The organism is Micromonospora sp. NBC_01638, assembly GCF_045209745.1.
Lineage (GTDB): Bacteria > Actinomycetota > Actinomycetes > Mycobacteriales > Micromonosporaceae > Micromonospora.
The window spans coordinates 231,509-254,953 of record NZ_CP109273.1; the positions used below are offsets into that span (position 1 = coordinate 231,509).

Here is a 23,445-nt window from a genome sequence, read left to right on the forward strand (position 1 = left end):
CGCGTGTACGATTCACCCCGTCGCCGGGCGACTCCCCCCGTGGTCGCCCGGCGCTCAACCTCTCCGTCCCGCCGCCCTACACTGGCCGGGATGAGCATCCCCTCCCCCGCCGACGAGGCCCTGGTCTGTTCGGCCCGGAGTTGCCGGGCCGCCGCCGTCTGGGCGCTGGAGTGGAACAATCCGCGTCTGCACGACGCCGATCGGCGCAAGACCTGGCTGGCCTGCGCCGAGCACCGGAGCAGCCTCGGTGACTTCCTGAGCGCTCGCGGCTTCCTGCGTGCCGTCACTCCGGTGCCCGGATCGCCTACGCTCGACACGTGAGCACCCCCGGCGTCCCACCGCCTCCCGGACCCGATGCCATCTCGGCGGCTGCACCGATGGGCCGGGGGCCGCTGGAGCCCTGGCCGGACAGCGTCCACTGGCAGCCGATCTCCTCCGACCTGATCTGGGTGGAGCTGATCCGGCTGGCGGTCGTGGTCGCCATCGGGCTGGCGGTGACGGCGGTCGTCTGGGCGTTGAGCGGCCACTGGCTGTTCGGGCTCGCCCTCGCCTTCGTTCTGGTGCTCGGCGTGTGGCGGGCCGCCGCGATCGTCCGCGCGGTCCGGGCCTGGGGTTACGCCGAGAGGGAGAACGACCTGCTGGTCCGGCACGGGCTGCTGGTCCGCCGGCTCTCCATCGTTCCGTATTCGCGGATGCAGTTCGTCGACGTCAGCGCCGGGCCGTTGGAGCGTGCCTTCGACCTGGCCACCGTGCAGTTGCACACGGCGGCTGCCGCGAGCGACGCCCGGGTGCCCGGGCTGCGCCCGGCGGAGGCGTCCCGGCTCCGCGACCGCCTCACCGCGCTCGGCGAGGACCGGGCGGAGGGGCTGTGACCACCCGGGCGGGCGACCGCCGACCGTGCCAGGGGCCGGCCCGATGAGCGACAGCCCCGCCGAGCCGGGCACCGTGCCACTCGGCCCGACGCCCGACGAGCCGGTGCCAGCCGCCGGCCCGGTGCCCCACGCTCCGGTGCCCCACGCTTCGGGGCCCCACGCTCCGGGGCCGCCGGGGGCGCCCGCTCCGTGGCCGGCACCGTCGAACGGTGGCGAGGGCGAGCCCCGGCAGCGACTGCATCCGCTCAGCCCGGTGCTGCACGGCGCCAAGTCACTGGTCGTGGTGATCGCCGGGTTGTCCTGGTCCACGTTGTCCCGGGTGGGCTTCGGCTGGTTCGCGGCCATGGTTGCGGTGCTGGCGCTCGGCGCGACCGTGCTGTCGGTGATCAGTTGGTACAACACCGGCTACCACGTGGTCGGCCGCGAACTGCGGGTCTACGAGGGGCTGCTCTGGCGGCGTACCCGGGCCATTCCGTTGGAGCGATTGCAGGCCGTGGAGGTGGTCCGGCCGCTGCTCGCCCAGCTCACCGGCCTGGCCGAGCTGCGCCTGGAGGTCGTCGGCGGGGGCAAGACCGAGGCGCCACTGGCGTACCTCGGGGTGGCCGACGCGGCCCTGCTGCGCGGGCGTCTGCTGGCGCTGGCCGGGCGGGTGGCGCAGGCGCCCACACCGGGCGGCGCGGCGCCGGCGGCAGTCCCGGGGGCGGCGGCGCCAACGGCTGGGGCCGGTCGACCACTGCACGCGGTACGCAATCAGAGCCTGCTGATCAGCCAACTGCTCACACCGCAGGCGTTCCTGCTCCCGTTCGGTCTGGCCTTCGTCGTGGTGCAGTTCCTCACCGCGGAGTCGTGGTCGTTCGTCGCGGTGGCGAGCACGGTGACCGCGATGGCCGGTGTGCTGCTGCAACCGATCCGCCGGGTCCTCGACGACTGGAACTTCCGGCTGGCCCGCGACGGCGGCACGCTGCGGGTGCACAACGGCCTGCTGGAGACGCGGGCGCAGACCGTGCCGCTGGAGCGGGTGCAGACCGTGCGGGCCACCTGGCCGCTGCTCTGGCGGGTGAACGGCTGGCTGCGGCTGCGCCTGGAGGTGGCCGGGTACTCCGTCGCGGAGGCCGACGACCGCAACCGCCCCGACCGCCTACTGCCGGTCGGTGACCTGCCGACAGCGACGATGATCGTCGCCGAGGTGCTTTCGGGGGTACGCCTCGACGCGCTCGCGCTGAGCCCACCGCCGCACCGGACCCGTTGGCTGCATCCGCTGGGCCGTGGCGCGTTCGGTGCGGGGCTGTTCGAGCGGGTGTTCGCCACCCGGTCCGGGCGGCTCACCCGGCAGTTGGTGATCGTGCCGTACGCCCGCATTCAGAGTGTGCGGGTGGTTCAGGGGCCGGTCCAGCGCCGCCTCGGGCTGGCCTCCGTGCACGCGGACACCGCGGGCGGGTCCGGTGCCACGGCCCAGGACCGGGACCTGGCCGAGGCGTGGGCGTTGGCGGCCGAGCTGAACACCCGAGCGCACGCCGCCCGCCGCACCCCCTAACCCACCCCCACCCGGCCCCGCGCACCCCCGCACCCCCGCGCCCCCGCGCACCCCCGCGTTGATCATGAAGTTATTGCCCTCCCGACCGGCGTGTCGGGGCAATAACTTCATGATCAACGCGCGGGGGGTGGGGTGGGGGGGTTAGCGGTCGGCGGGCATTGCTGGCTGGTCGATGGAGCTTGGTCCGCGTGGTGCCGGCCGCTCAGCGGCCGATGGTTCGGCGGTGCTGACGGCGGCGGTGATCTGCCCCGGTGGTTTTCCGGCGGACGCCGCACGGCGGGCCTTCACCGCGGCCCAGCCGCGCTCGGCCAGGCCGACCGCCAGGAAGGTCAGCCCCACGTACGCCCAGCCGACCAGCACGTCGATCACGTAGTGCTCACCCGAGTAGACCAAAGTGAAGGTCATCGCCAGCGGGTACGCGAGCAGCAGCGGCCACCAGCGGCGGCGGGTGCTGGTCAGGAAGAACAGAACCACGAACAGCGCCCACGCGGTGTGCAGCGACGGCATCGCGGCGACCGGGTTGGAGGCGATCTGGCCGGCGTTGAGCACGTTGCCGGCGCCGTGCATGCCGAACGCCTTCCAGCCCCGAGTGGAGATCCGGGCGACCTCGGTGAGCAGCCCGTTCTGCGCTGCCCACCAGGGCGGGGCGGCCGGGTAGATGAAGTAGGTGACCAGGCCGGCGGCGCAGAGGAAACCCCAGCGCCGCATGTACGCGGCCCAACGGTGCCGGTCGCGTATCCAGAGCACTGCGGCGGCGGCCAGTGCCACCACGAAATGCGAGAAGTACACCCAGCTCGCCGCGACGTCCCACCAGTGCACCTGCGGGTGGTAGAGGTGCTGCTGCAACCAGACGGTGGGCACCTCACCACCGGTGGCCCAGCCGAACATGAACCGGTCGGCGACGATCAACTCCATCGCGTGCGGGGTGGCCCCGTTGTCGGCGAACCCGCGTGACAGGTTGTAGAGGACGAACAGCAGCACCACCGGTACCCAGTCCCGGACGAAGCGCAGGTGACTGCGCCAGGGCCGGTCGCTGTTCCAGGCGATGGTCGCGGCCCAGATCCAGACGAAGGCGTACATGGGGTCGGTCGGCAGCCCGATGGCCAGCCACGCGGCGACGAACGCGACCGCCCAGAGGGTCATGGCGACGACGCGCCGACGACCCCCGTCCGGGGACGCGGGCGGGTCGGTGCGGGCGGGGGGCTGGGGGTCAGTCACGACGGCCATCGGGTCAAGGTTAACGACGGGTACGGCATCGACCGACGGGGACCACCCGGCGACGCCGTGCACAGGTCGGAGGGGGCCGGTGCCGGGATCCTCGGGCGCGTGCTCGGCGGGCTCGGCAAGCACCTAGGCTGACGACCATGCAGGAGCAGCCCGAGCCGGCCTTCGCGCCGGGTCTGACCGCCCAGGTCGAGTTGACCGTCACCGACGAGGACACCGCCCAGGCGGTCGGTTCCGGGGACGTACCGGTGCTGGGCACTCCTCGGGTGCTCGCGCTGGCCGAGGCGGCCACCGTCGCGGCGACGGCGACCGGGATGCCGTCCGGGTCGACGACCGTCGGGACCCGGGTCGAGCTGGAGCACCTGGCGCCGACCGTGGTCGGCCGGACGGTCCGGGCGCAGGCCCTGCTGGCGACCGTCGACGGTCGCCGGCTGTCGTTCGAGGTCACGGTCAGCGACGGCGACCAGACGGTGGCCCGGGGCCGGGTGGACCGGATCCTGGTGAACCGGCAACGCTTCGTCGAGCGTGCCGGGCGGGCGTCGTGAACGCCGGTTTTGTCGAGGTCGCCGACCGGGTGCACGTGAGGCGCGAGCCGCTGCTGCGGGTCAACGTCACCCTGGTCGTCGGCGACGACGAGGCGCTCCTGGTGGACACGCTCTCGTCGGCCGCTCAGGCCACCGAACTGGCCGCGGCCGTCCGGACGGTCACCGACCGTCCGTTGACGCTGGTCAACACCCACCACCACTACGACCACTGCTTCGGCAACGCCGTTCTGGCGGGCGACCCACCCCGCCCGGTGTACGCGCACGAGCTGGCCGCCGCGGCCCTGCGCGACGAGCCGGAGCGGCTGCGCCGGGAGGCGTACGAGGAGGTGCGCACGGAGCACCCGGCGCTCGCCGCCGAGCTGGCCGACACCCCGCTGCTCGCCCCGACGCACACCGTGCACACCGAGACGGCGCTCGACCTGGGCGGCCGGCGGGTGCTGCTGCGCCATCCGGGGCGGGGGCACACCGAGGCTGACCTGGTGGTGCACGTGCCGGACGCCGACGTGTTGGTCGCCGGGGATCTGGTGGAGCAGAGTGGTCCGCCCGCCTTCGAGGACTCGTACCCCCTGCAGTGGCCGGACGCCGTCGCGGACCTGCTCCGGTTGACGACCGCGCGCACGGTGGTGGTGCCGGGCCACGGTGACCCGGTGGACGTCGATTTCGTCCGCGCCCAGCACGCCGAGCTGGCGCAGCTGGCCTGGCTGATTCGGGCCGCGCACACCGGCAGCGCGCCGCCCGAGAGGGTGGCCGCCGAGGCCCCCTTCGGTGCTCGCGCCGCCCTGATCGCTGCCCGCCGCGGCTACAAAGAGCTAAACGGCAACCCCTAACCTCGCCCTCGCCGCGCCGATCTGCACTTACTGTCGCGGCAAAGGCGGCAAAGGCGGGCGAAATGCCGACCGAAAGTGCAAGATCAACGCGGGAGGCGCGGCACCAGTCAAGCCCCGAAACGGCGTTGGACGTCGGCGCGGGCGGGCATGGCGGTGGCGCCGCCTCGGGACTCGCAGACCAGGCCCGCCACCCGCAGCGCGAACGCCACCCGCTCGACCCAGCCGTCCGGAGAGCCCGGCTCGCCGCCCTGCAGCAGGTCGGCGATCAACGCGGCCAGCACCGCGTCGCCGGCACCGGTGGCGTCGATGGCGTTGACCTTGGGGGCCGGCACCCGGACCGGGTCGGCGTCGGCGGCGGCCAGCACCGCACCGGCGGCGCCGAGCGTCACCACCACCGTGGCGGCCCCCAACTCACGCAGGTACGCCGCCACCCCCTCGACCGGTTCACCCGGGTAGAGCAGCCCGGCGTCGACGGCGCTCAGCTTGACCACGTGCGCGCCGGCGGCGAACTCGGCCACCACCCCACGCAGCCCGTCCAGCGCGGCCGGCCCGTTCAGCAGCCGGGGACGCACGTTGGGATCGAAGACCCGCAGGCCGGTGGCGAGCGACCAGGCACGTCGGGCGGCGGCCAGCGTGCCGGGTTGGAGCAGCACGATCGAGCCGCAGTAGACCACGTCGGCGCCCTCCAGCAGCGCGAGATCCAGGTCGTCGGGGCCGAGCAGGCCGTAGGAGGCCGGCTCGCCGTAGAAGCGGAAGTCGGGTTCCGGCCCGGCGTACGTGACCACCGCGAGCGTGGTCGGCGCCGGCACCGTGACCGCACCGGCCACCCCGACGTCGGCCGCGGTCAGGAAGGCACGAATCCGGCCGCCCAGCACGTCGTCGCCGAGCGACCCGACGAACTGTGCCGCACCGCCGAGGCGGGCCACCCCGACGGCGACGTTGAGCGGCCCGCCGCCGATCGTCTGCCGGTAGACCCGCTCGCCGTCGCACTCGCTGTCGAGCAGGTCGACCAGCGCCTCGCCGAGCACCACCGCGTATCCCATGCCGATCCTCCCGTCGTCGCCAACCGCCACCGGCCGCCGCACGCCGAGCCGATCGCCGTGGCATCAGGCTGGCACAGTGCGCGGCCCGGTGGGCGCCGAAGGCGGTGCAACGGTGCGCGCTACCCCGGCTGGTGGATCGGCCCGTCGAGCGCCGCCAGCGGGCGGCCGGTGCCGCCCCAGCGGGCCGCGACGATCTGCGCGGCCACACTCACCGCGGTCTCCTCCGGGGTACGCCCGCCGAGGTCCAACCCGATCGGGGAGGCGAGCCGGGCAAGCTGCGCCGGGCTCAGCCCCGCCTCGCGCAACAGCTTGTGCCGCTCGTCGTGGGTGCGCCGCGAGCCCATCGCACCGATATACGCCAGCGGGTGGCGCAGCGCCAGCTCCAGCAACGGCACGTCGAACTTCGGGTCGTGGGTGAGCACGCACACCACCGTCCGTCCGTCGACCCGATCGGCGTCCAGCTCCGTACGCAGGTAGCGGTGCGGCCACCGCACCACCACCTCGTCCGCCTCGGGAAAGCGACGCGCGGTGGCGAAGACCGGCCGGGCGTCGCAGACCGTGACCCGGTAGCCGAGGAACGCGCCGATGCGGGCCACCGCGGCGGCGAAATCGATCGCGCCGAACACGATCATCCGGGGTGGCGTGGCGTACGCGGTCACGAAGAGGCTGATGCCGCCGCCTCGGCGCTGCCCGTGGTAGCCGTACCGCAGCACGCCGCTGTGCCCGGCGGCGAGCAGCCCGAGGGCGTCGGCGCAGGCGGCGTCGTCGAGTCGGTCGTCGCCGAGCGAGCCGATCGGCCGGTCGCCGGTCAGCACCAGCCGCCGACCCAGCCGCCGGGCCGGGTCGCTCGGCGCCGCGCCCGGTGGGTCGTCGGCATCGGCCGCCACGCAGGTGACCACTGCCGCCGGTTGGCCGCCCCGGCGCGCGGCGGCGACCGCGTCCAGCTCCGGCAGGGCGCTGGCGTCGACGCGCTCCACGAACACGTCGAGGATCCCGCCGCAGGTCAGGCCCACGGTGTACGCCTCGTCGTCGCTGATCCCGTAGCGGGTCAGCTCGGGTGCGCCGGTGTCGAGCACGCGGCGGGCCCGTTCGTAGAGATCCGCCTCGACGCAGCCGCCGGAGACGCTGCCGGTGACGGTGCCGTCGGCCGCGACCACCATGGTGGCGCCGGGCGGCTGCGGCGCGGAGTGCCAGGTGGCCACGACGGTGGCCAGAGCGACCGGCTCGCCGGCGCGGCAACGGCGGTGCAGCTCGTCGAACACGTCCGGCACCGGGTGCAGCCTCTCCGTCACGTCGTCCCCGTACGCAGGATATGGCGTCTCACGGCGATCGGCGGGTCATCTCATTCATCGAAAAACGACTATTGCGGTATGACCGCGCGGCGTGGTGGGATGACGCGTACCAGGTGGTGCGAGGGCTGCCGCGCCGCTGGTTGCCGGGTTCGTTGGGCGCGAGGGCACCGGTCCAGGACAGGACCGTCGATGGCGCACGTCCACCGGCCGGTTTTCCTCCGGGGGCACGTCGCCGTGATCGTCGCACCGCTCACGACAGCGGGGCGATCAGGCCACATCCCATCCGCTTGCGGCGGGGCGGCTCGGGCAGCGCGCCTCGCACACGTCAGGAGAACCCGTGAACCGTTCCCGTACGGCGGCGTTGCTCATCGCCGCCGTGACCCTCGCGCTGGGCGCTGTCGCCCTGACGCCCAATCCGCAGCCAGCCGCCGCGCACGGCGCGGCGATGACCCCGGGCAGCCGTACCTACCTGTGCTGGCAGGACGGTCTCAGCCAGACCGGTGAGATCAGGCCGAACAACCCGGCGTGCTCCGCCGCCGTGGCGCAGAGTGGGGCGAACTCGCTCTACAACTGGTTCAGCGTGCTGCGCTCCGACGCCGGCGGCCGGACCACTGGCTTCATCCCGGACGGGCAGTTGTGCAGTGGCGGCAACCCCGGTTACCGCGGCTACGACCTGCCCCGCACCGACTGGCCGTTGACCCACCTGACGGCCGGGGCGCGGTTGGACTTCCGGTACAGCAACTGGGCGCACCACCCAGGCACCTTCTACTTCTATGTGACGAAGAACAGCTGGAGCCCGAACCGGGCGCTGGCCTGGGGTGACCTGGAGGAGCAGCCGTTCCTCACGGTGACCAACCCGCCGCAGCGCGGTAGCGTCGGCACCAACGATGGGCACTACTACTTCAGCGGCAACCTGCCGTCGGGCAAGAGCGGCCAGCACATCATCTACTCCCGCTGGGTGCGCTCGGATTCGCAGGAGAACTTCTTCGGCTGTTCCGACGTGACCTTCGACGGCGGCAACGGCCAGGTGACCGGAGTGGGTCCGGGTGGCACGCCGCCGCCGACCACCCCGCCCCCCACCACTCCGCCCCCCACCACTCCGCCGCCGACCACTCCGCCGCCGACCACCCCGCCCCCCACCACCCCGCCGGCGACCACGCCGCCGCCGGCCAACGGCGACTGCATGGCGGTCTACAAGGTGACCAACGCCTGGCAGGGTGGCTTCCAGGGCGAGATCACGATCATGAACCACGGCAGTACGCCCTTCTCCGGCTGGACCGCGAGCTGGACGTGGCCCAGCGGGCAGTCGATCAGTCAGATCTGGAGCGCCACACAGACGTCGTCCGGCTCGTCGGTGACGGCGACCAACGTCTCCTACAACGGCACGGTCGCACCAGAAGGCACCACGACCTTCGGCTTCCTGGCAAGCACCACAGGAACCAACGGCATCCCCACGGTGACCTGCGCCCGCCGCTAGGCCCCTGAAATGATCAAGAGGTTTGCGTCACCGGAACCGCTCCGGATGACGCAAACCTCTTGATCAACAGGGTGGGGCCGCGGTCAGCGGACCATGGAGCCGACAACCGGCTTCGTGAGCAGAGCGGACTGGTTGCGCTGGATGCCCGGGTCGAGGGTCTTGGCCACGAAGATGGCGTGCCAGATGCAGAAGATCAGCACCGTCCACACCTTGCGGGAGTGGTCGGCCTCCTCCCGCTTGTGCTCGTCGAGCAGCCGCAGCGCGTACGACAGGTCGAGCAGGTCACCCGCACCCGAGGTGCTCAGCACGTGCCGGGCCCACTCGTACATCTCGCCGCGCAGCCAGACCCGGGTGGGGGTCGGGAAGCCCAGCTTCTTGCGGTTGACGATGGCCGGCGGCACGACGCCCTGCAACGCCTGGCGCATCGCGTACTTGGTGGCGTCGGAGCGCGGCGGCAGCTTCAGGTCGACCGGGATCTTCGCCGCGACGTCGAAGACCTCACGGTCGAGGAACGGCACCCGCACCTCCAACGAGTGCGACATCGAGATCCGGTCGGCCTTGACCAGGATGTCGCCGCGCAGCCAGGTGTAGAGGTCGACGTACTGCATCTTGGTGACGTCGTCCAGCTCCGTGCACTCGGCGTAGATCGGGGCGGTGACGTCCGTGTAGCGCACCGAGGGGTCGTAGCGGCGCATCAGCTGCTGCTTCTCCTCCTCGGTGAACATCCGGGCGTTGCCGTAGTAACGCTCCTCGATCGGGGTGGTGCCGCGCTCCAGGAAGCTCTTGCCCTTGACCCCCTGCGGGATCGCCTTGGAAACCGCGCGCAGCCCCTTCTGCACCCCGCCGGGCAGGCCGTTGACGGTGCCCAGCGACAGCGGCTCCCGGTAGATGGTGTAGCCGCCGAAGAACTCGTCGGCGCCCTCACCGGACAGCACCACCGTGACGTGCTCGGCGGCCTTCTTGGCCACGAAGTAGAGCGGCACCAGCGCCGGGTCGGCCACCGGGTCGTCCAGGTGCCAGACGATCTTGGGCAGCGCGTCGATCATGTCCTGCGGACCGATCTTGGTCGGGATGGTGGTGACGTCCAGGTGCCGGGCCGACTCCTGGGCGACGTCGATCTCCGAGTACCCCGGTACGTCATAGCCGACGGTGAAGGTGAGGATGTTCGGGTTGAACTCCCGGGCCAGCGCGACCACGGCCGTGGAGTCGATGCCGCTGGACAGGAACGAACCGACCGGCACGTCGGAGCGCATGTGCATGCGCACGCTCTCCCGCAGCGTCTCCCGGATCTCGTGGTAGAGCTTCTGCTCGTCGTCGACCGGCGCCGGCCGGAACACCGGCCGGTACCACCGACGCACGTCGATCCGCCCGCCCGGGGTCCAGTTCAGGTACTCCCCGGAGCCGATCCGGCTGATGCCCTTGTGCAGGGTGCCGGGCTCGGGGACGTACTGCAGGGTCAGGTAGTGGCTGAGGTTGGCCGTGTCGACGCCCGCGTCGCCCTGGTAGTTGCTGTGCGCGAACGGCAGCAGCGCCTTCTTCTCCGACGCCAGGTAGAGCCCGTCGGCGGTCTCCAGGTAGTGCAACGGCTTGATGCCGAAGTAGTCGCGGGCACCGAACGCGCGCCGCTCCTGCCGGTCCCAGATGACAAAGGCGAACATGCCCCGCAGCCGGGTGAGCACCTGCTCGCCCCAGAAGTGGTAGCCCGCGACGATCACCTCACCGTCACCGGCGGTGGCGAACTGGGCGCCGAAGTTTCTGATCAACTCCTCGCGCAGCTCGATGTAGTTGTAGATCTCACCGTTGAAGGTGAGCAGGTAACGGCCGTTCGCGTAGGGCAGCGGCTCGTGGCTCGACGCGACGTCGATGATGGCCAGCCGCTTGTGGGCGAACACGCCGTCCGCGTACCGGCCGGAGGCGTCGCCGACCACCTCGACCCCGGTCTCGTCGGGGCCGCGATGGTGCAGGCATTCCAACGCTCCGGCGATGTGGTCGCGGTGCGCGGCGGCGTTACCGTTCGCGCTGAAGAAGGCCAGAAGTCCGCACATGGTGGTCATCTTTCCACGCGCGCAGGGCGGCCGTCGCGGCACCGCAGGCTCTCCCGCCGACGACCCGGCGGGTAGCGTCTGGACCAGCAACGAGGCGGAGGGAGCGGACCATGACCGAGGACCGGACGAACGGAATGCCGGGGGACGGCACCGAATCGCACGACCCGGACTTCCCACCGGCGTTCCTGGAGTTCATGCGCCAGGGCTGGCGGAACACCGCCCTGCCGGTCGGCCCGCGCCCGGAGGTGCCCAACCACGCCAAGCGCCGGGCCGCGCTCTCGGCGGCCTTCCCGGGCGAGACGCTGGTCGTCCCGACCGGCACCGAGAAGGTACGCGCCAACGACACCGACCACCCGTTCCGCCCGGGCAGCGACTTCGCGTACCTGACCGGCGACCACGACCCGGACAGCGTGCTCGTGCTGCGCCCGAACGGCTCCGGGCACGACGCCACGCTGTACATGCGGCCCCGGTCGTCCCGCGAGACGGACGAGTTCTTCCGCAGCCGGAACGGGGAGCTGTGGGTGGGCCGGCGGCACACCCTGGCCGAGAAGTCGACCGAGCTGGGCCTGCCGACCGCGGACCTCACCGAACTGGACGCGGCCCTCGCTGGGCTGGCGCCGGGGCGTACCCGGGTGTTGCGCGGTTTCGACGCCCAGGTGGACGCGGCCGTGCGGCCCTGGGACGGTCCCCGCGCCGACGGCCAGCCAGCCCGCGACCGTGAGCTGGCCATCGCGATCTCCGAGCTGAAGCTGGTCAAGGACGAGTGGGAGATCGCCCAGCTCCAGGATGCCGTGGACGCGACCGTGCGCGGTTTCGAGGACGTGGCCCGCGCGCTGCCGGCCGACCGCGGGGTCTCCGAGCGGCTGCTGGAGGGGATCTTCGCGCTGCGCGCCCGGCACGATGGCAACGACGTCGGGTACGGCTCGATCGTCGGCGGCGGCGAGCACGCCACGATCCTGCACTGGGTGCACAACCACGGCGCAACCCGCCCGGGTGAGCTGCTGCTGATGGACATGGGCGTGGAGAACCGCAACCTCTACACCGCCGACGTCACCCGGGTGCTGCCGGTCGACGGCCGGTTCACCCCATTGCAGCGCCAGGTCTACGACGCCGTGTACGCCGCGCAGCAGGCCGGCATCGACATCATCAAGCCCGGCGTGGCGTTCAAGGACGTCCACCTGACCGCCATGCGGGTCCTCGCCGAGGCGCTCAAGGACCTCGGGCTGCTTCCGGTGAGCGTGGACGAGGCGATGGACCCGGCCTCGACGGTCTACCGCCGGTGGACGCTGCACGGCACCAGCCACATGCTCGGCATCGACGTGCACGACTGCGCCAACGCCCGCAAGGAGCACTACCGCGACGGCGCGCTCGGCGAGGGCTATGTGCTGACCGTCGAGCCGGGGCTGTACTTCCAGCCGGAGGACGAGCTGGTCCCCGAGGAGCTGCGCGGCACCGGCGTGCGGATCGAGGACGACATCCTGGTCACCGCGGCCGGCGCGGTGAACCTCTCGGCCGGCCTGCCGCGCCGCTCCGACGAGGTGGAGACCTGGCTGGCCGAGCAGCGCGAGGCGGGTCCGCGCCTGCCCGGCTAACCCGGTACGACCCCGGCGGGCCCCGCCCCCGGTGCCGGCGACGTTTTCCGTCGTCCTGACACCGGTGGCGGGGCCCGCCGCTGTTTGCGCTGCCCAGGGCCTTTCTTCACGCCTGCGCCCCGGTGCACCCACCCGACCAACGTGAGGTGAATGCGGGCTTTTTTCGGATACGTCCGCCTCGCGAGGATCCTTCTCATACGGTGTGGATAACAGGCTGCAACCCATTTGTAGCTGCTCGTGCCGCTCAGGTGGTACGAGCCCGTCTGGTAGCAGGAAAGGGCGGAAGGCTCTGATGTCCAACGACGTAACGACTCCCGACGGCGGGGCCCCAGCGGCCGCGCCGTCGACTAGGCGACGCAAGCTGTGGGTCGCCACCGGCGTGGCCGGCCTGACCGGCGTCGTCGGTCTGGCGGCACTGGGCGGGCTGGCTGCCCGTGACAACAAGTCCGACGACGCACAGCGGGCCAGCGACTCGCAGGCGGCGCCGAAGCAGAACGTCAGCGATGCCGGCCCGGCCGAAGGCCAGGACGACGGTAAGGACCGGGATGAGCGTGGCAGGGACCGGGACGAGCGTGGCAAGGACCGGGACGAGCGTGGCAAGGATCGGGATGAGCGTGGCGAGGACCGGGATGAGCACGGGCGGGTGCGGGAGGTGCCTTGTGACGATGAGAAGCTGATCGAGGCGATCGATCTGGCCAACCGGGATCAGGGCGGCACGTTGAAGCTGGCCCCGCACTGCACCTACGAGTTGAGCTTCGCCGACAAGAAGTCCGGCACGGGTCTGCCGACGATCCGGCAGGAGATCACGATCAAGGGCAACGACGCGACGATCAGGCGGGACTCCGAGGACGCGTTCCGGATCTTCCGGGTCGCCGACGGCGGCGACCTGACCCTGAAGGACCTCACCGTCAAGGACGGCAACGCCGCCGAGTTCAAGTACGGCGCGCCGCAGGGCCCCGGTGGTCCACAGGGCCCCGGCGGTCCGCAGGTTCCTGGCGGTCCGCAGGTTCCCGGCGGTCCGCAGGTTCCCGGCGGTCCGCAGGTTCCCGTTCCCGGCGGTCCGCAGGCTGCCGACGCTCCTCAGGCGGCCCCGGAGAAGCCCACGCCGCCGAAGAAGAAGGACGGCGACGCGGACGGCGGTGCGCTGCTGGTCGAGCGCGGCGGCAGCGCCCACCTGCAGAAGGTCGAACTGACCCGCAACAACGCCGAAGGCAACGGCGGCGCCATCGCCAACTTCGGCCGGGTCGACCTCGACGACAGCGAGGTCGAGAACAACCACGCCCGGGAGAACGGCGGCGGCATCTTCAACGTCGGCGTACTCAAGGTCAAGGGGTCCTCCGACGGCAAGGACTGGTCCTCCCACGGCCAGGGCGGGTACTCCGACGGCAAGAACGAGTCCTCCCACGAGCGGGATCGCGAGTCCCGTATCACCAACAACACCGCCGGCGACAACGGCGGCGGCATCGCCAACGGCCGTGGCAAGAACACCGAACACGGCAAGGACATGGAAAAGAACAAGGACTACTGGCCAGGCGTGGAGGGCCGCGACGAGGCCGGCAGCGTGGAGATCCTCAAGACCTCCATCGAGGGCAACACCGCCAACGGCAACGGCGGCGGCGTGTTCAGCTCCAGCGGCTTCGTCAAGATCGTCCTGTCGACCATCAAGGAGAACACCGCCTGCGAAAGCGGCGGCGGCATCTACTCCCGCAACACCAACCTCGACCTCGAGAAGGTCACCGTCGCCAAGAACCACGCCAGCAAGGACGGCGGCGGCATCGTCAACACCGGCGGTGAAGAAAAGAAGAAGGAAGCCCCGTCCTACAGCGGCGACAAGAACGAACAGAAGGAGCAGGAGGCCACCGCCACCATCGCCGACAGCGAGATCGTCGAGAACACCGCCGGACGCTTCGGCGGCGGCATCTTCAACGGCGACCCCGACGTCAAGCTCAAGGAAGGCTTCGAGGAGCACGACGACAAGGACAACAAGGACGACAACGCCCGCCTCACCCTGCGAGACACCGAGATCAAGGCCAACACCGCCCTCAACGGCGGCGGCATCTTCAACAACAAGGGCACAGTCACCCTGACCAAGACCCGAGTCACCAAGAACACCGCCACCGACTCCTCCAAGACCCACCGAGTCGCCGGCGGCATCCTCAACAACGACGGCAAAGTCCGCCTCGACGAAAAGTCGACCATCACCAACAACGACCCCACCAACTGCGCCGGCACCGTCAAGGACTACTGCTTCAACTGAACCAGCGCATGACCGTGGGAGTCCCTTTCCGCCGCCGCGCGGCGGAAAGGGACTCCCCTCCCCCCGTCGCCCACCGGGTTGTGGTGCGTCGCGAGTCAGGAATGCGTGCCGCCGGAGGGGCCGGGCGGCCGTAGGAAGTGACCGGGCACTTTCCGCCCTCCGCGACGCTCTTCGCCACACCTGACGCCTCTGTTGCACGGCCGTCCGCCGTGTTGTCGGCTGCACCGCCCACATACCTAATGTGGGCTTTTTTCGTATACGCCCACGAGGCGAAGAAGGTTCTCATATGGTGTTCTTCAGCAGCTACAACCGATTTGTAGCGAAGGCCGCCTCGCCGTGGCGAAGCGACCTTGTCGGGTACAAGGAGAGGGCAGAGAGCTCCGATGTCCAACTACCTTCGCAATAACGATGACGCCAACCGTAAGACGACCTCCCCGATCCGTCGTCGCCGGCTCTGGCTCGCCACCGGGGTTGTGGGCCTCACAGGAGCGGTCAGCCTCGCAGGGGTCGCCTATGCGACCACCGGGGCCACCGGTGCCCACCGGTTGACCGACCTGAAGTGGTCCACGGCTCAGCAGCTCACAAAGGACGACGGTAAGGACCGGGACGAGCGTGGCAAGGACCGGGACGAGCGTGGCAAGGATCGGGATGAGCGTGGCGAGGACCGGGATGAGCACGGGCGGGTGCGGGAGGTGCCTTGTGACGATGAGAAGCTGATCGAGGCGATCGATCTGGCCAACCGGGATCAGGGCGGCACGTTGAAGCTGGCCCCGCACTGCACCTACGAGTTGAGCTTCGCCGACAAGAAGTCCGGCACGGGTCTGCCGACGATCCGGCAGGAGATCACGATCAAGGGCAACGACGCGACGATCAGGCGGGACTCCGAGGACGCGTTCCGGATCTTCCGGGTCGCCGACGGCGGCGACCTGACCCTGAAGGACCTCACCGTCAAGGACGGCAACGCCGCCGAGTTCAAGTACGGCGCGCCGCAGGGCCCCGGTGGTCCACAGGGCCCCGGCGGTCCGCAGGTTCCTGGCGGTCCGCAGGTTCCCGGCGGTCCGCAGGTTCCCGGCGGTCCGCAGGTTCCCGTTCCCGGCGGTCCGCAGGCTGCCGACGCTCCTCAGGCGGCCCCGGAGAAGCCCACGCCGCCGAAGAAGAAGGACGGCGACGCGGACGGCGGTGCGCTGCTGGTCGAGCGCGGCGGCAGCGCCCACCTGCAGAAGGTCGAACTGACCCGCAACAACGCCGAAGGCAACGGCGGCGCCATCGCCAACTTCGGCCGGGTCGACCTCGACGACAGCGAGGTCGAGAACAACCACGCCCGGGAGAACGGCGGCGGCATCTTCAACGTCGGCGTACTCAAGGTCAAGGGGTCCTCCGACGGCAAGGACTGGTCCTCCCACGGCCAGGGCGGGTACTCCGACGGCAAGAACGAGTCCTCCCACGAGCGGGATCGCGAGTCCCGTATCACCAACAACACCGCCGGCGACAACGGCGGCGGCATCGCCAACGGCCGTGGCAAGAACACCGAACACGGCAAGGACATGGAAAAGAACAAGGACTACTGGCCAGGCGTGGAGGGCCGCGACGAGGCCGGCAGCGTGGAGATCCTCAAGACCTCCATCGAGGGCAACACCGCCAACGGCAACGGCGGCGGCGTGTTCAGCTCCAGCGGCTTCGTCAAGATCGTCCTGTCGACCATCAAGGAGAACACCGCCTGCGAAAGCGGCGGCGGCATCTACTCCCGCAACACCAACCTCGACCTCGAGAAGGTCACCGTCGCCAAGAACCACGCCAGCAAGGACGGCGGCGGCATCGTCAACACCGGCGGTGAAGAAAAGAAGAAGGAAGCCCCGTCCTACAGCGGCGACAAGAACGAACAGAAGGAGCAGGAGGCCACCGCCACCATCGCCGACAGCGAGATCGTCGAGAACACCGCCGGACGCTTCGGCGGCGGCATCTTCAACGGCGACCCCGACGTCAAGCTCAAGGAAGGCTTCGAGGAGCACGACGACAAGGACAACAAGGACGACAACGCCCGCCTCACCCTGCGAGACACCGAGATCAAGGCCAACACCGCCCTCAACGGCGGCGGCATCTTCAACAACAAGGGCACAGTCACCCTGACCAAGACCCGAGTCACCAAGAACACCGCCACCGACTCCTCCAAGACCCACCGAGTCGCCGGCGGCATCCTCAACAACGACGGCAAAGTCCGCCTCGACGAAAAGTCGACCATCACCAACAACGACCCCACCAACTGCGCCGGCACCGTCAAGGACTGCTTCAACTGACCGACGGTCAGCGAACGGATCCGCGCAGCGTCCGGCCCTCTGCCACCGAGGTGGCAGAGGGCCGGATTGTCGTGGGATCAGCTCTGGACGAAGACCGCCACGCTGCGCGCCGGCACGGTGAACGTGCCGCTCGCCTGGTCGAACGAGGCCGTCCGCAGCACCGGGTCGGCGGACTCCCGCAGCACCGGGTGCAGCGCCACGTTCGCCCCGCGCAGGCCGGTCACCGTCTGCTTCGCGGCCTCAGGGGTGGCGTTGAAGACGACGGTCACCGACTTCCACTTCCCGTCCAGCCCCCGGCCGTCCAGGGTCATGGTGAGCACGCCCGGCGTCTCGTTCTCGCCGGAGAGCGGGAAGGCGACCCGCTGCTGCACCTGGCCGGCGGTGGCCAGCCCGAACACCGGCGAGGACTCCCGGATCCGCAGCAGCTCCGCGTACCGGGCGTCGGCCAGGTTGATCGCGGCGCAGTCCGGCACCAACTTCGGATCGGCCAGCAGCGGCTTCGCGTACGACCACTTGTCCTCGTTGTCCTGCGCCGGCGGCAGCCCGGCGCCGAACCCGTTGCCCTGCGCGCAGTCCCAGCGGATCTGGTTGAACCAGTCACCGGAGTTGTACGAGTTGCGGTCCAGCGACTTCGACCGCAGCCGTTCGGTGCCGGCGGTGACGAACCCGGTGCCCTGTCCCAGCACCACCGTGCCCAGCGCCAGCACCTGCATCCGGGAACGGTCCGCCGTTGTGGTGGCCTGCGGCAGTTTGTACGCCAGCGCGTCGTACAGGATCTCGTTGTCGTGCGCGTCGGCGTAGGTGACGGCCTCCCCCGGCGCGGCGGTGTAGCCGGCCGGGGAGCCGTTGTAGTCCACCTGCGCCCCGGTGACCTGCCGTCCGGCGGTGTCGGTGAACCGGTATCCGCGCAGGTTGCCGGTCAGACCCACCTTGATCAGGTCGTGGGCGTGCAACAGCCGAGCCTTCTGCTCGGCCGGTGACCCGTTGACGGCGTCGCCGTTGGGGTCGGTGTAGAGCCCGGAGGCGAAACCCTGCATCCGCGGGTTCGTGTCGAACGGTCCACCGCCGCGTACCGCGTCACGGAGCCGGTCGTTGAACGTGCCGATGCCGGTGCCCGCCATGTTGGCCTGGGTGGCCTGCACGAACCGGGCGTCGTTGGCGACCTCGCCGAAGTTCCAGCCCTCGCCGTAGAGCATGATCGCCTTGCCGTCCACGCCGTCGCGGGCGACGGTCAGCCGGTCCAGTGCCTTCCGCACGGCCAGGATGTTCGCCTTCGGGTGGTGACCCATCAGGTCGAACCGGAAGCCGTCCACCTTGTACTGCTTGGCCCAGGTGACCAGCGAGTCCACGACAAGTTTGCCCATCATGGCGTGCTCCGGCGCGGTGTTGGCGCAGCAGGTGGAGTTAGCGACCGTGCCATCCTCCAGCAGCCGTTGGTAGTAGCCGGGCACCACCTGGTCGAGCACCGACTTAGCGTCGGTGCCGGCCGCCGACGTGTGGTTGTAGACCACGTCCATGACCACCCGCAGGCCGGCGTCGTTCACCCCGGCGACCATCCGCCGGAATTCGGTGGTCCGCGCCGCGCCCACCGGGTCGACGGCGTAGCCGCCCTCCGGCACGGTGTAGTGCAACGGGTCGTACCCCCAGTTGTAGCCGTCGTTCTCGGCGACGGCGGCCACGCACTTCTGCTGCTCCGGCGAGTCCGGCGGGAGCGCCGCCAGGTCGCAGGCCGGCTGACGCTGGTCGGCGCGCTTCTCCGGGATCGTCGCGAAGTCGAACGCCGGCAGTAGGTGCAGGTGGGTGACACCGGCGTCGCCGAGCGCCGCGAGGTGGGTCATGCCGGCGGACTTCGGGTCGCTGAAGGCGAGGAACGTGCCCCGCCGCTCGGCCGGCACGGTGTCGTCGGCGATGGAGAAGTCCCGCACCGACAGTTCGGAGATCTGCGCCTTCGCCGCCGGCACCGGCGCCGGTTTGCGCAGCGTCCGCCAACCCGCCGGGGCCAGCGCCGCGTCGTCCAGGTCGACCAACTGGCTGTGCGTGGAGTCCGCGGCGAGGGCCACCGAGTACGGGTCGGTCACCGACGCGGTGACCATCTTCTGCGCCGCCGGCTGCCATGCCTGCACCTCGTACCGGTAGTACTTCCCGGTCCAGGTGTGGTTGCCGCGCGCCGACCAGATGCCGGTGTGCTCGTCGCGACGCATCGGCACCGCCCTCGGCGGGGCGGTGGGCGAGTCGAACAGTTGCAGCGTCACCGTCCGGGCGGTCGGCGCCCACAGCGCGACGCTCGGCGTCCGGCCCGCGAACGTCGGCCCGAGGGTGGCGTCGGCGGCCCGCGCGTACACGTCGTCGAGCACGCCGGGGATCTGCACGCCGGTCGCCGCGAGCAGGGCGCCCGCCGCGTCGCGCTCGGTGACCAGCACCTGCCCCCGCAGCGCCGCCGGGACCTTGGCGAGATCCGCCCGGTCCAGGGCGAAGCTACGGTACGACCACAGGTGCGGGAACGCGATGCGCTGGGCCTCGGTGAGCCCGTTGCGCTGCGCCCGCAGCGGCAACGTGGTGTACGTGCCGGTCAGCTCCCCGTCGACCACGCTGACGCCGCCGGTGGGTGCGGCGACCAGCGCGTACGTCCTGCCGTCGGTCGGTGGGGTCTGCCACGCCACGGTGGACCGGTCGATCCAGTGCGCCTTCTGCTTGCTGATGTCGGTGTCCCCGCTGGCGCTGGTGGCTGTCGACGGCAGTAACCGGCCCGGTGTGGCGGCGAGCAGCCACACCTCGCGGCCCGCGCTGGCAAAGTCGAGCCGCTGGTCGTCGGGCAGGTCCTTGGTGTCGCCCTGGTGAATGATGTAGTTCAGCCCGGTCGCGCCGGCCGCCAGCGGCACCCGGAACACCGCCCCGAACGCGTCGACGGACGTCGGCCGCAACGGCGCGGACCACTCGGTCGGGTTGGCTGCGCCGTCCCACAGGTGCAGGCCCCAGCGGTCGTAGTTGCCGTCGGCCCGCCGGTAGTGGATCACGGCGGTGCCCTCCTCGACCGGCGGGGCCGGCTCACCGGTGGCCGCCTGCCTGCTCGGGTGGATCGCCGGGTCGCCCTGCTTGAGCCAGATCTCGCCGGTGGACGTGATGTCGATGCTGCGGTCCTGGGCGACGTCCTTGTTGCCGTCGGAGTCGACCACGAGGAAGCTCACCGACGTCGCGCCGGGCTTGAGTCTCACCCAGGCGAACCGGCCGTAGGAGTCCTCTCCGGCGAACGGCTGCCCCTTGGGCCACTCGGTGACGTACGCCGGGTCGATGTCACCCCAGGCGTACAACCCCCAGTCGTCGTACCCACCGGCGGGGCGCTGGTAGTGCACGACCGCCCACTCCCGCGACGTGCCCTGCGCCGGCGTGCCCACGATGGCGGTGGACCGGGCGGTGGCGGTACGCCCCCGGCCGTCGCGGACCACCGCCTTGTACTCGACCCGGGTGCCGCCGGCCAGGCCGGTCAGGTCGTGCTGCACGGTGTACGGCGCGTGGTCGGCGCTGCCCAGCAACGTCCACCGGCCACCCGCGACCCGGGCGGCGACGGTGACGGTGGCCAGCGGGTCACCGGTCACCTGGGCGGTGACCGCCGCCCTGGTGGCGACCGGCACGTCCGGCGCTGGGGCGGTGATGGTGATGCGCGGCGCGGCGGTCGGGCGTGCGACGGGAGTGCCGGCCCGGTGCACCACCGCCGACAGCGGCGGCACGGTCAGGGTCAGCGTGCCGTCGGCACCGGCCTGTCCGGTGCTCGCACCCCCGTAGATGCCGGTGAAGGTGGCGCCGGCAGACCAGGTGTCCACGGTGACAGTCTGCGCCGTGTCGGCGTTGTTCACCGCCACCACGTATTCGGTCCGGTCGCCGGGGGCGATCCGGGAGGCGGCGAAGACGCCCGGACCGTCGGCGGCGTACCGGGTGACCTGCACGCCGTCGCGCAGCGCCGGGTGCGCCTGGCGCAGCCGGCCCAGCTCGGCGATGGTCCGGTACAGCGGGTGGCCGGTGTCGAACTGGTCGCTGGCGTGGGTGCGGTCGGTGCCGAGCAGGTCGTCGTCGAGGTAGTCGGCGACCGACGAGGCGAACATGTCCTGCCGGGCGTCCTTGTCCCCGCCGGGGCCGGTGAAGCCCTGCTCGTCGCCGGAGTAGATCACCGGCTGGCCGCGAGTCAGGAACATCAGCTGGTGCGCGAGCTGGTCGCGGCGCAGATGGCTGGCCGGGTCGGTGCCACCCCCGGCGACGAACGAACCGATCCGGCCCATGTCGTGGTTGCCGAGGAAGGTGGTCAGCCGGCCGGCGTCGGTGTCCCGGGCGGCGTAGAGGTCGTCGCGGGCGTACACGTCGGCGAGCGCCTTCGCCGAGCCGGCGCCGGCGGTGTACCCGCGCGCGGCCTCCTGGAAGGCGAAGTCGAGGGTCGCCGGCAGGCCACCCTGCCGGACATAGCTGGAGCTGATTTCCGGGTCGGCGCTGTACACCTCGCCGAACATGAAGAAGTCCTTCTTGCCGGCCTTCTCGGCGGCCCGCTCGATCCCCTGGCTGAACTGCGGCCAGAAGTCCATGTTGACGTGCTTCACGGTGTCCAACCGGAAACCGTCGACGCCGATCGCGCCGATCCAGTCCCCGTACGCTTTGGTCAGCCCCTGGACCACCTCGGGGCGCTCGGTCCACAGGTCGTCGAGGCCGAAGAAGTCGCCGTACTCGCTGTTTTCGCCAGCGAAGGTGGAGTCGCCCCGGTTGTGGTACATGGTGGCGTCGTTCAGCCAGGCCGGGACCTTGACAGTGGCATCACCCTGGTCGGGAAAGACCGGAGTGTACGGCGCCGACGCCTGATTCACCGCCGGGAAGGCGCGGCTGCCGTCGGCGTAGTTGCGGTCCTCGAAGGCCCGTCCCTGCGCGTCGGTGTACGGCGAGGTCGCCTTGTCCACGTACGCATATGTGTTCTCGGCGTACTTGATGACGTCAGCGGTGTGGTTGACGATCACATCGAGGTAGATCTTGATGCCGCGCTGGTGGGCGAGCTTGACCAGCCTCTTCATCTCTTCGTTCGTGCCGAAGTGCGGGTCCACCTGCGTGAAGTCGGTGATCCAGTAGCCGTGGTAGCCCGCCGAGATGTCGTTGCCGGCACCCTGCACCGGCCGATTCTTGAAGATCGGGGCGAGCCAGATGGCCGTGGTCCCCATCCCCTGGATGTAGTCCAACTTGTCGATGACGCCCTTGAGGTCGCCGCCGTGGTAGAAGCCCTTGTCGGTCGGGTCGAGCCCGGTGGCCAGCCGGTCACCGGCGAGGCCACCACGGTCGTTGCGGGGGTCACCGTTGGCGAACCGGTCCGGGAGGACGAAGTAGAACTGCTCGGCCCGCGCCGAGTTGCCGCCCGCCTTCAGCAGCGCCTCGGCCGTGGGCTCAGCGCGCCACTGGGCCGCACCGCCAACGGCGAGGAAGGCACTGCCGGACGGCTGGGCGGCCGCGGCGGCGGCGGGCGGCACGGCGACCGGGGTGCCGACGAGCGTGAGAGTGAGCAGGGAGACGAGGGCCAGCAGGGCGGTGCGCGGTATCGGCGGGGGTTTCATCGACGCCTTCCTCTGGTCGCTGATTGGCCGCACGCTAACCGTTGCCGAAAAATTCTGCAATACCTTGCAAACCTGGTCGCAACAAAGCAGCTTCCTTGCGGAAGCGCCGTGGTCGTCCCGCTCAGAACCCGCTGCAGCGCACCCCGTCGACAGTGCACTCCCGTGGCGTACCGCTGGTCTGTTCCAGGTGGAACCGCAACGACACGGAACCACCGGGCTGCACGTCCACCCCACTGACGTACGAGAAGCCACCGTCGGTCTGCCGGAGCGTCCCCTGTGGCACGCCCTCCACCCAGGCGGTCACCAACCGCCCACCGGAAAACTCCAACCACACCGTCCAACCACGGCTCTGGGCAGACGAGTTGATTATCAACACCTCGCCGATGAAACCCCCGTCGAAGCTCTGCACCACCCGGTACCGCCCACTCACCGGCGGCTGCCCCTGCGGAGCCCGGCTCGGCGACCGCGTCACCGTCGGCGCGCCCGTCCGGCCGGCCGGCGGCGACACCGAACCGGCCGTCGCACTCGGCGGCAGCCCGCTCGCCTGCACGGACAACCCCGGCCGCACCGGCGCCGACGACGACGCCAGGCCCGGAGCGCTCGACGCGGCCACCACCGACGGCAGCGGCAACGCCGGCGGCAACGACGCACCACCCGGCACAGGACTACGCCCCCGGTACGCGCCCAACGCCACGAAGAGCAGGACCACCATCACGACGACACCAGCGCCCACCACGATCCAGGGCGACGACACGATCGCGACCGGACCGTTCGACAGTCGCGGGGCGCGACGCATGCCGGACATGTACCTCCCTCAGCGAACCGTCCGGGCAGCGTATCGACCGGCGGACGGGCCGGGAAGCGCCG

Annotated in this window: 15 protein-coding genes; 9 read left to right on the forward strand and 6 right to left on the reverse strand. The window is 70.9% G+C overall.

Annotated elements, in window-relative coordinates; genetic code table 11:
• Positions 1 to 90: 90 nt before the first annotated feature.
• From OG811_RS00980 to OG811_RS00990, 3 genes are read left to right on the forward strand one after another with little or no spacing between them, the layout of a single operon-like run.
• Complete coding sequence (locus OG811_RS00980) at positions 91 to 321, forward strand: hypothetical protein (RefSeq protein ID WP_406071394.1); 231 nt, start codon at positions 91 to 93, stop codon at positions 319 to 321.
• Positions 322 to 377: 56 nt separating this feature from the next.
• Positions 378 to 872 (forward strand): PH domain-containing protein, encoded by a 495-nt coding sequence (locus OG811_RS00985; protein WP_406075439.1) that lies wholly within the window; start codon positions 378 to 380, stop codon positions 870 to 872.
• 43 nt (positions 873 to 915) lie between these two features.
• Entirely contained in the window at positions 916 to 2,406 is a 1,491-nt protein-coding gene (locus OG811_RS00990) for a PH domain-containing protein (protein WP_406071396.1), read from the forward strand.
• A gap of 141 nt (positions 2,407 to 2,547) precedes the next feature.
• Here OG811_RS00990 and OG811_RS00995 read toward each other — a convergent pair whose 3' ends face one another.
• Complete coding sequence (locus tag OG811_RS00995) at positions 2,548 to 3,633, reverse strand: phosphatase PAP2 family protein (protein WP_406071398.1); 1,086 nt, start codon at positions 3,631 to 3,633, stop codon at positions 2,548 to 2,550.
• A 137-nt stretch (positions 3,634 to 3,770) separates the two neighbouring features.
• On the opposite strand from OG811_RS00995, the gene OG811_RS01000 reads away from it, so the two are divergent.
• A complete protein-coding gene (locus tag OG811_RS01000) occupies positions 3,771 to 4,175 on the forward strand; it encodes a thioesterase family protein (protein ID WP_406071399.1) in 405 nt (134 codons plus the stop codon).
• Entirely contained in the window at positions 4,172 to 5,002 is an 831-nt protein-coding gene (locus tag OG811_RS01005; RefSeq protein WP_406071400.1) for an MBL fold metallo-hydrolase, read from the forward strand. Before OG811_RS01000 ends, OG811_RS01005 begins: the two co-directional genes overlap by 4 nt.
• A gap of 107 nt (positions 5,003 to 5,109) precedes the next feature.
• On the opposite strand, the gene OG811_RS01010 is transcribed toward OG811_RS01005, so the two are convergent.
• On the reverse strand, positions 5,110 to 6,045 hold the full coding sequence (locus tag OG811_RS01010) for a PfkB family carbohydrate kinase (protein WP_406071402.1): 936 nt from the start codon (positions 6,043 to 6,045) through the stop codon (positions 5,110 to 5,112).
• A gap of 119 nt (positions 6,046 to 6,164) precedes the next feature.
• A complete protein-coding gene (locus OG811_RS01015; RefSeq protein WP_406071403.1) occupies positions 6,165 to 7,337 on the reverse strand; it encodes an XdhC family protein in 1,173 nt (390 codons plus the stop codon).
• 337 nt (positions 7,338 to 7,674) lie between these two features.
• Between OG811_RS01015 and OG811_RS01020 the strand changes: the two genes are divergently transcribed.
• Positions 7,675 to 8,814 (forward strand): lytic polysaccharide monooxygenase, encoded by a 1,140-nt coding sequence (locus OG811_RS01020; RefSeq protein WP_406071404.1) that lies wholly within the window; start codon positions 7,675 to 7,677, stop codon positions 8,812 to 8,814.
• 83 nt (positions 8,815 to 8,897) lie between these two features.
• On the opposite strand, the gene asnB is transcribed toward OG811_RS01020, so the two are convergent.
• The gene (gene asnB, locus OG811_RS01025; protein WP_406071405.1) at positions 8,898 to 10,859 is read right to left on the reverse strand and encodes an asparagine synthase (glutamine-hydrolyzing); all 1,962 of its coding nucleotides are present in this window, start codon (positions 10,857 to 10,859) and stop codon (positions 8,898 to 8,900) included.
• Between the two features lie 110 nt (positions 10,860 to 10,969).
• Between asnB and OG811_RS01030 the strand changes: the two genes are divergently transcribed.
• The 3 genes from OG811_RS01030 to OG811_RS01040 all read left to right on the forward strand — a co-directional run bounded on the left by OG811_RS01030 (position 10,970) and on the right by OG811_RS01040 (position 17,002).
• A complete protein-coding gene (locus OG811_RS01030; protein ID WP_406071406.1) occupies positions 10,970 to 12,451 on the forward strand; it encodes an aminopeptidase P family protein in 1,482 nt (493 codons plus the stop codon).
• Positions 12,452 to 12,743: 292 nt separating this feature from the next.
• A complete protein-coding gene (locus OG811_RS01035; protein WP_406071407.1) occupies positions 12,744 to 14,708 on the forward strand; it encodes a hypothetical protein in 1,965 nt (654 codons plus the stop codon).
• A gap of 383 nt (positions 14,709 to 15,091) precedes the next feature.
• Positions 15,092 to 17,002 (forward strand): hypothetical protein, encoded by a 1,911-nt coding sequence (locus OG811_RS01040; protein ID WP_406071408.1) that lies wholly within the window; start codon positions 15,092 to 15,094, stop codon positions 17,000 to 17,002.
• 77 nt (positions 17,003 to 17,079) lie between these two features.
• On the opposite strand, the gene pulA is transcribed toward OG811_RS01040, so the two are convergent.
• Together pulA and OG811_RS01050 are read right to left on the reverse strand one after the other, a co-directional pair.
• Positions 17,080 to 22,578 carry a pullulanase-type alpha-1,6-glucosidase gene (gene pulA, locus OG811_RS01045; protein WP_406071409.1) on the reverse strand — a complete coding sequence of 1,833 codons (5,499 nt, stop codon included), beginning with the start codon at positions 22,576 to 22,578 and terminating at the stop codon, positions 17,080 to 17,082.
• Between the two features lie 121 nt (positions 22,579 to 22,699).
• Positions 22,700 to 23,383 (reverse strand): cellulose binding domain-containing protein, encoded by a 684-nt coding sequence (locus OG811_RS01050; RefSeq protein ID WP_406071411.1) that lies wholly within the window; start codon positions 23,381 to 23,383, stop codon positions 22,700 to 22,702.
• Positions 23,384 to 23,445 lie beyond the last annotated feature (62 nt).

Coding starts and splice junctions, on each gene's coding strand:
- OG811_RS00980 (WP_406071394.1), top strand. CDS start 91: ATGAGCATCCCCTCCCCCGCCGACGAGGCCCTGGTCTGTTCGGCCCGG.
- OG811_RS00985 (WP_406075439.1), top strand. CDS start 378: ATGGGCCGGGGGCCGCTGGAGCCCTGGCCGGACAGCGTCCACTGGCAG.
- OG811_RS00990 (WP_406071396.1), top strand. CDS start 916: ATGAGCGACAGCCCCGCCGAGCCGGGCACCGTGCCACTCGGCCCGACG.
- OG811_RS00995 (WP_406071398.1), bottom strand. CDS start 3,633: ATGGCCGTCGTGACTGACCCCCAGCCCCCCGCCCGCACCGACCCGCCC.
- OG811_RS01000 (WP_406071399.1), top strand. CDS start 3,771: ATGCAGGAGCAGCCCGAGCCGGCCTTCGCGCCGGGTCTGACCGCCCAG.
- OG811_RS01010 (WP_406071402.1), bottom strand. CDS start 6,045: ATGGGATACGCGGTGGTGCTCGGCGAGGCGCTGGTCGACCTGCTCGAC.
- asnB (WP_406071405.1), bottom strand. CDS start 10,859: ATGTGCGGACTTCTGGCCTTCTTCAGCGCGAACGGTAACGCCGCCGCG.
- OG811_RS01030 (WP_406071406.1), top strand. CDS start 10,970: ATGACCGAGGACCGGACGAACGGAATGCCGGGGGACGGCACCGAATCG.
- OG811_RS01035 (WP_406071407.1), top strand. CDS start 12,744: ATGTCCAACGACGTAACGACTCCCGACGGCGGGGCCCCAGCGGCCGCG.
- OG811_RS01040 (WP_406071408.1), top strand. CDS start 15,092: ATGTCCAACTACCTTCGCAATAACGATGACGCCAACCGTAAGACGACC.
- pulA (WP_406071409.1), bottom strand. CDS start 22,578: ATGAAACCCCCGCCGATACCGCGCACCGCCCTGCTGGCCCTCGTCTCC.
- OG811_RS01050 (WP_406071411.1), bottom strand. CDS start 23,383: ATGTCCGGCATGCGTCGCGCCCCGCGACTGTCGAACGGTCCGGTCGCG.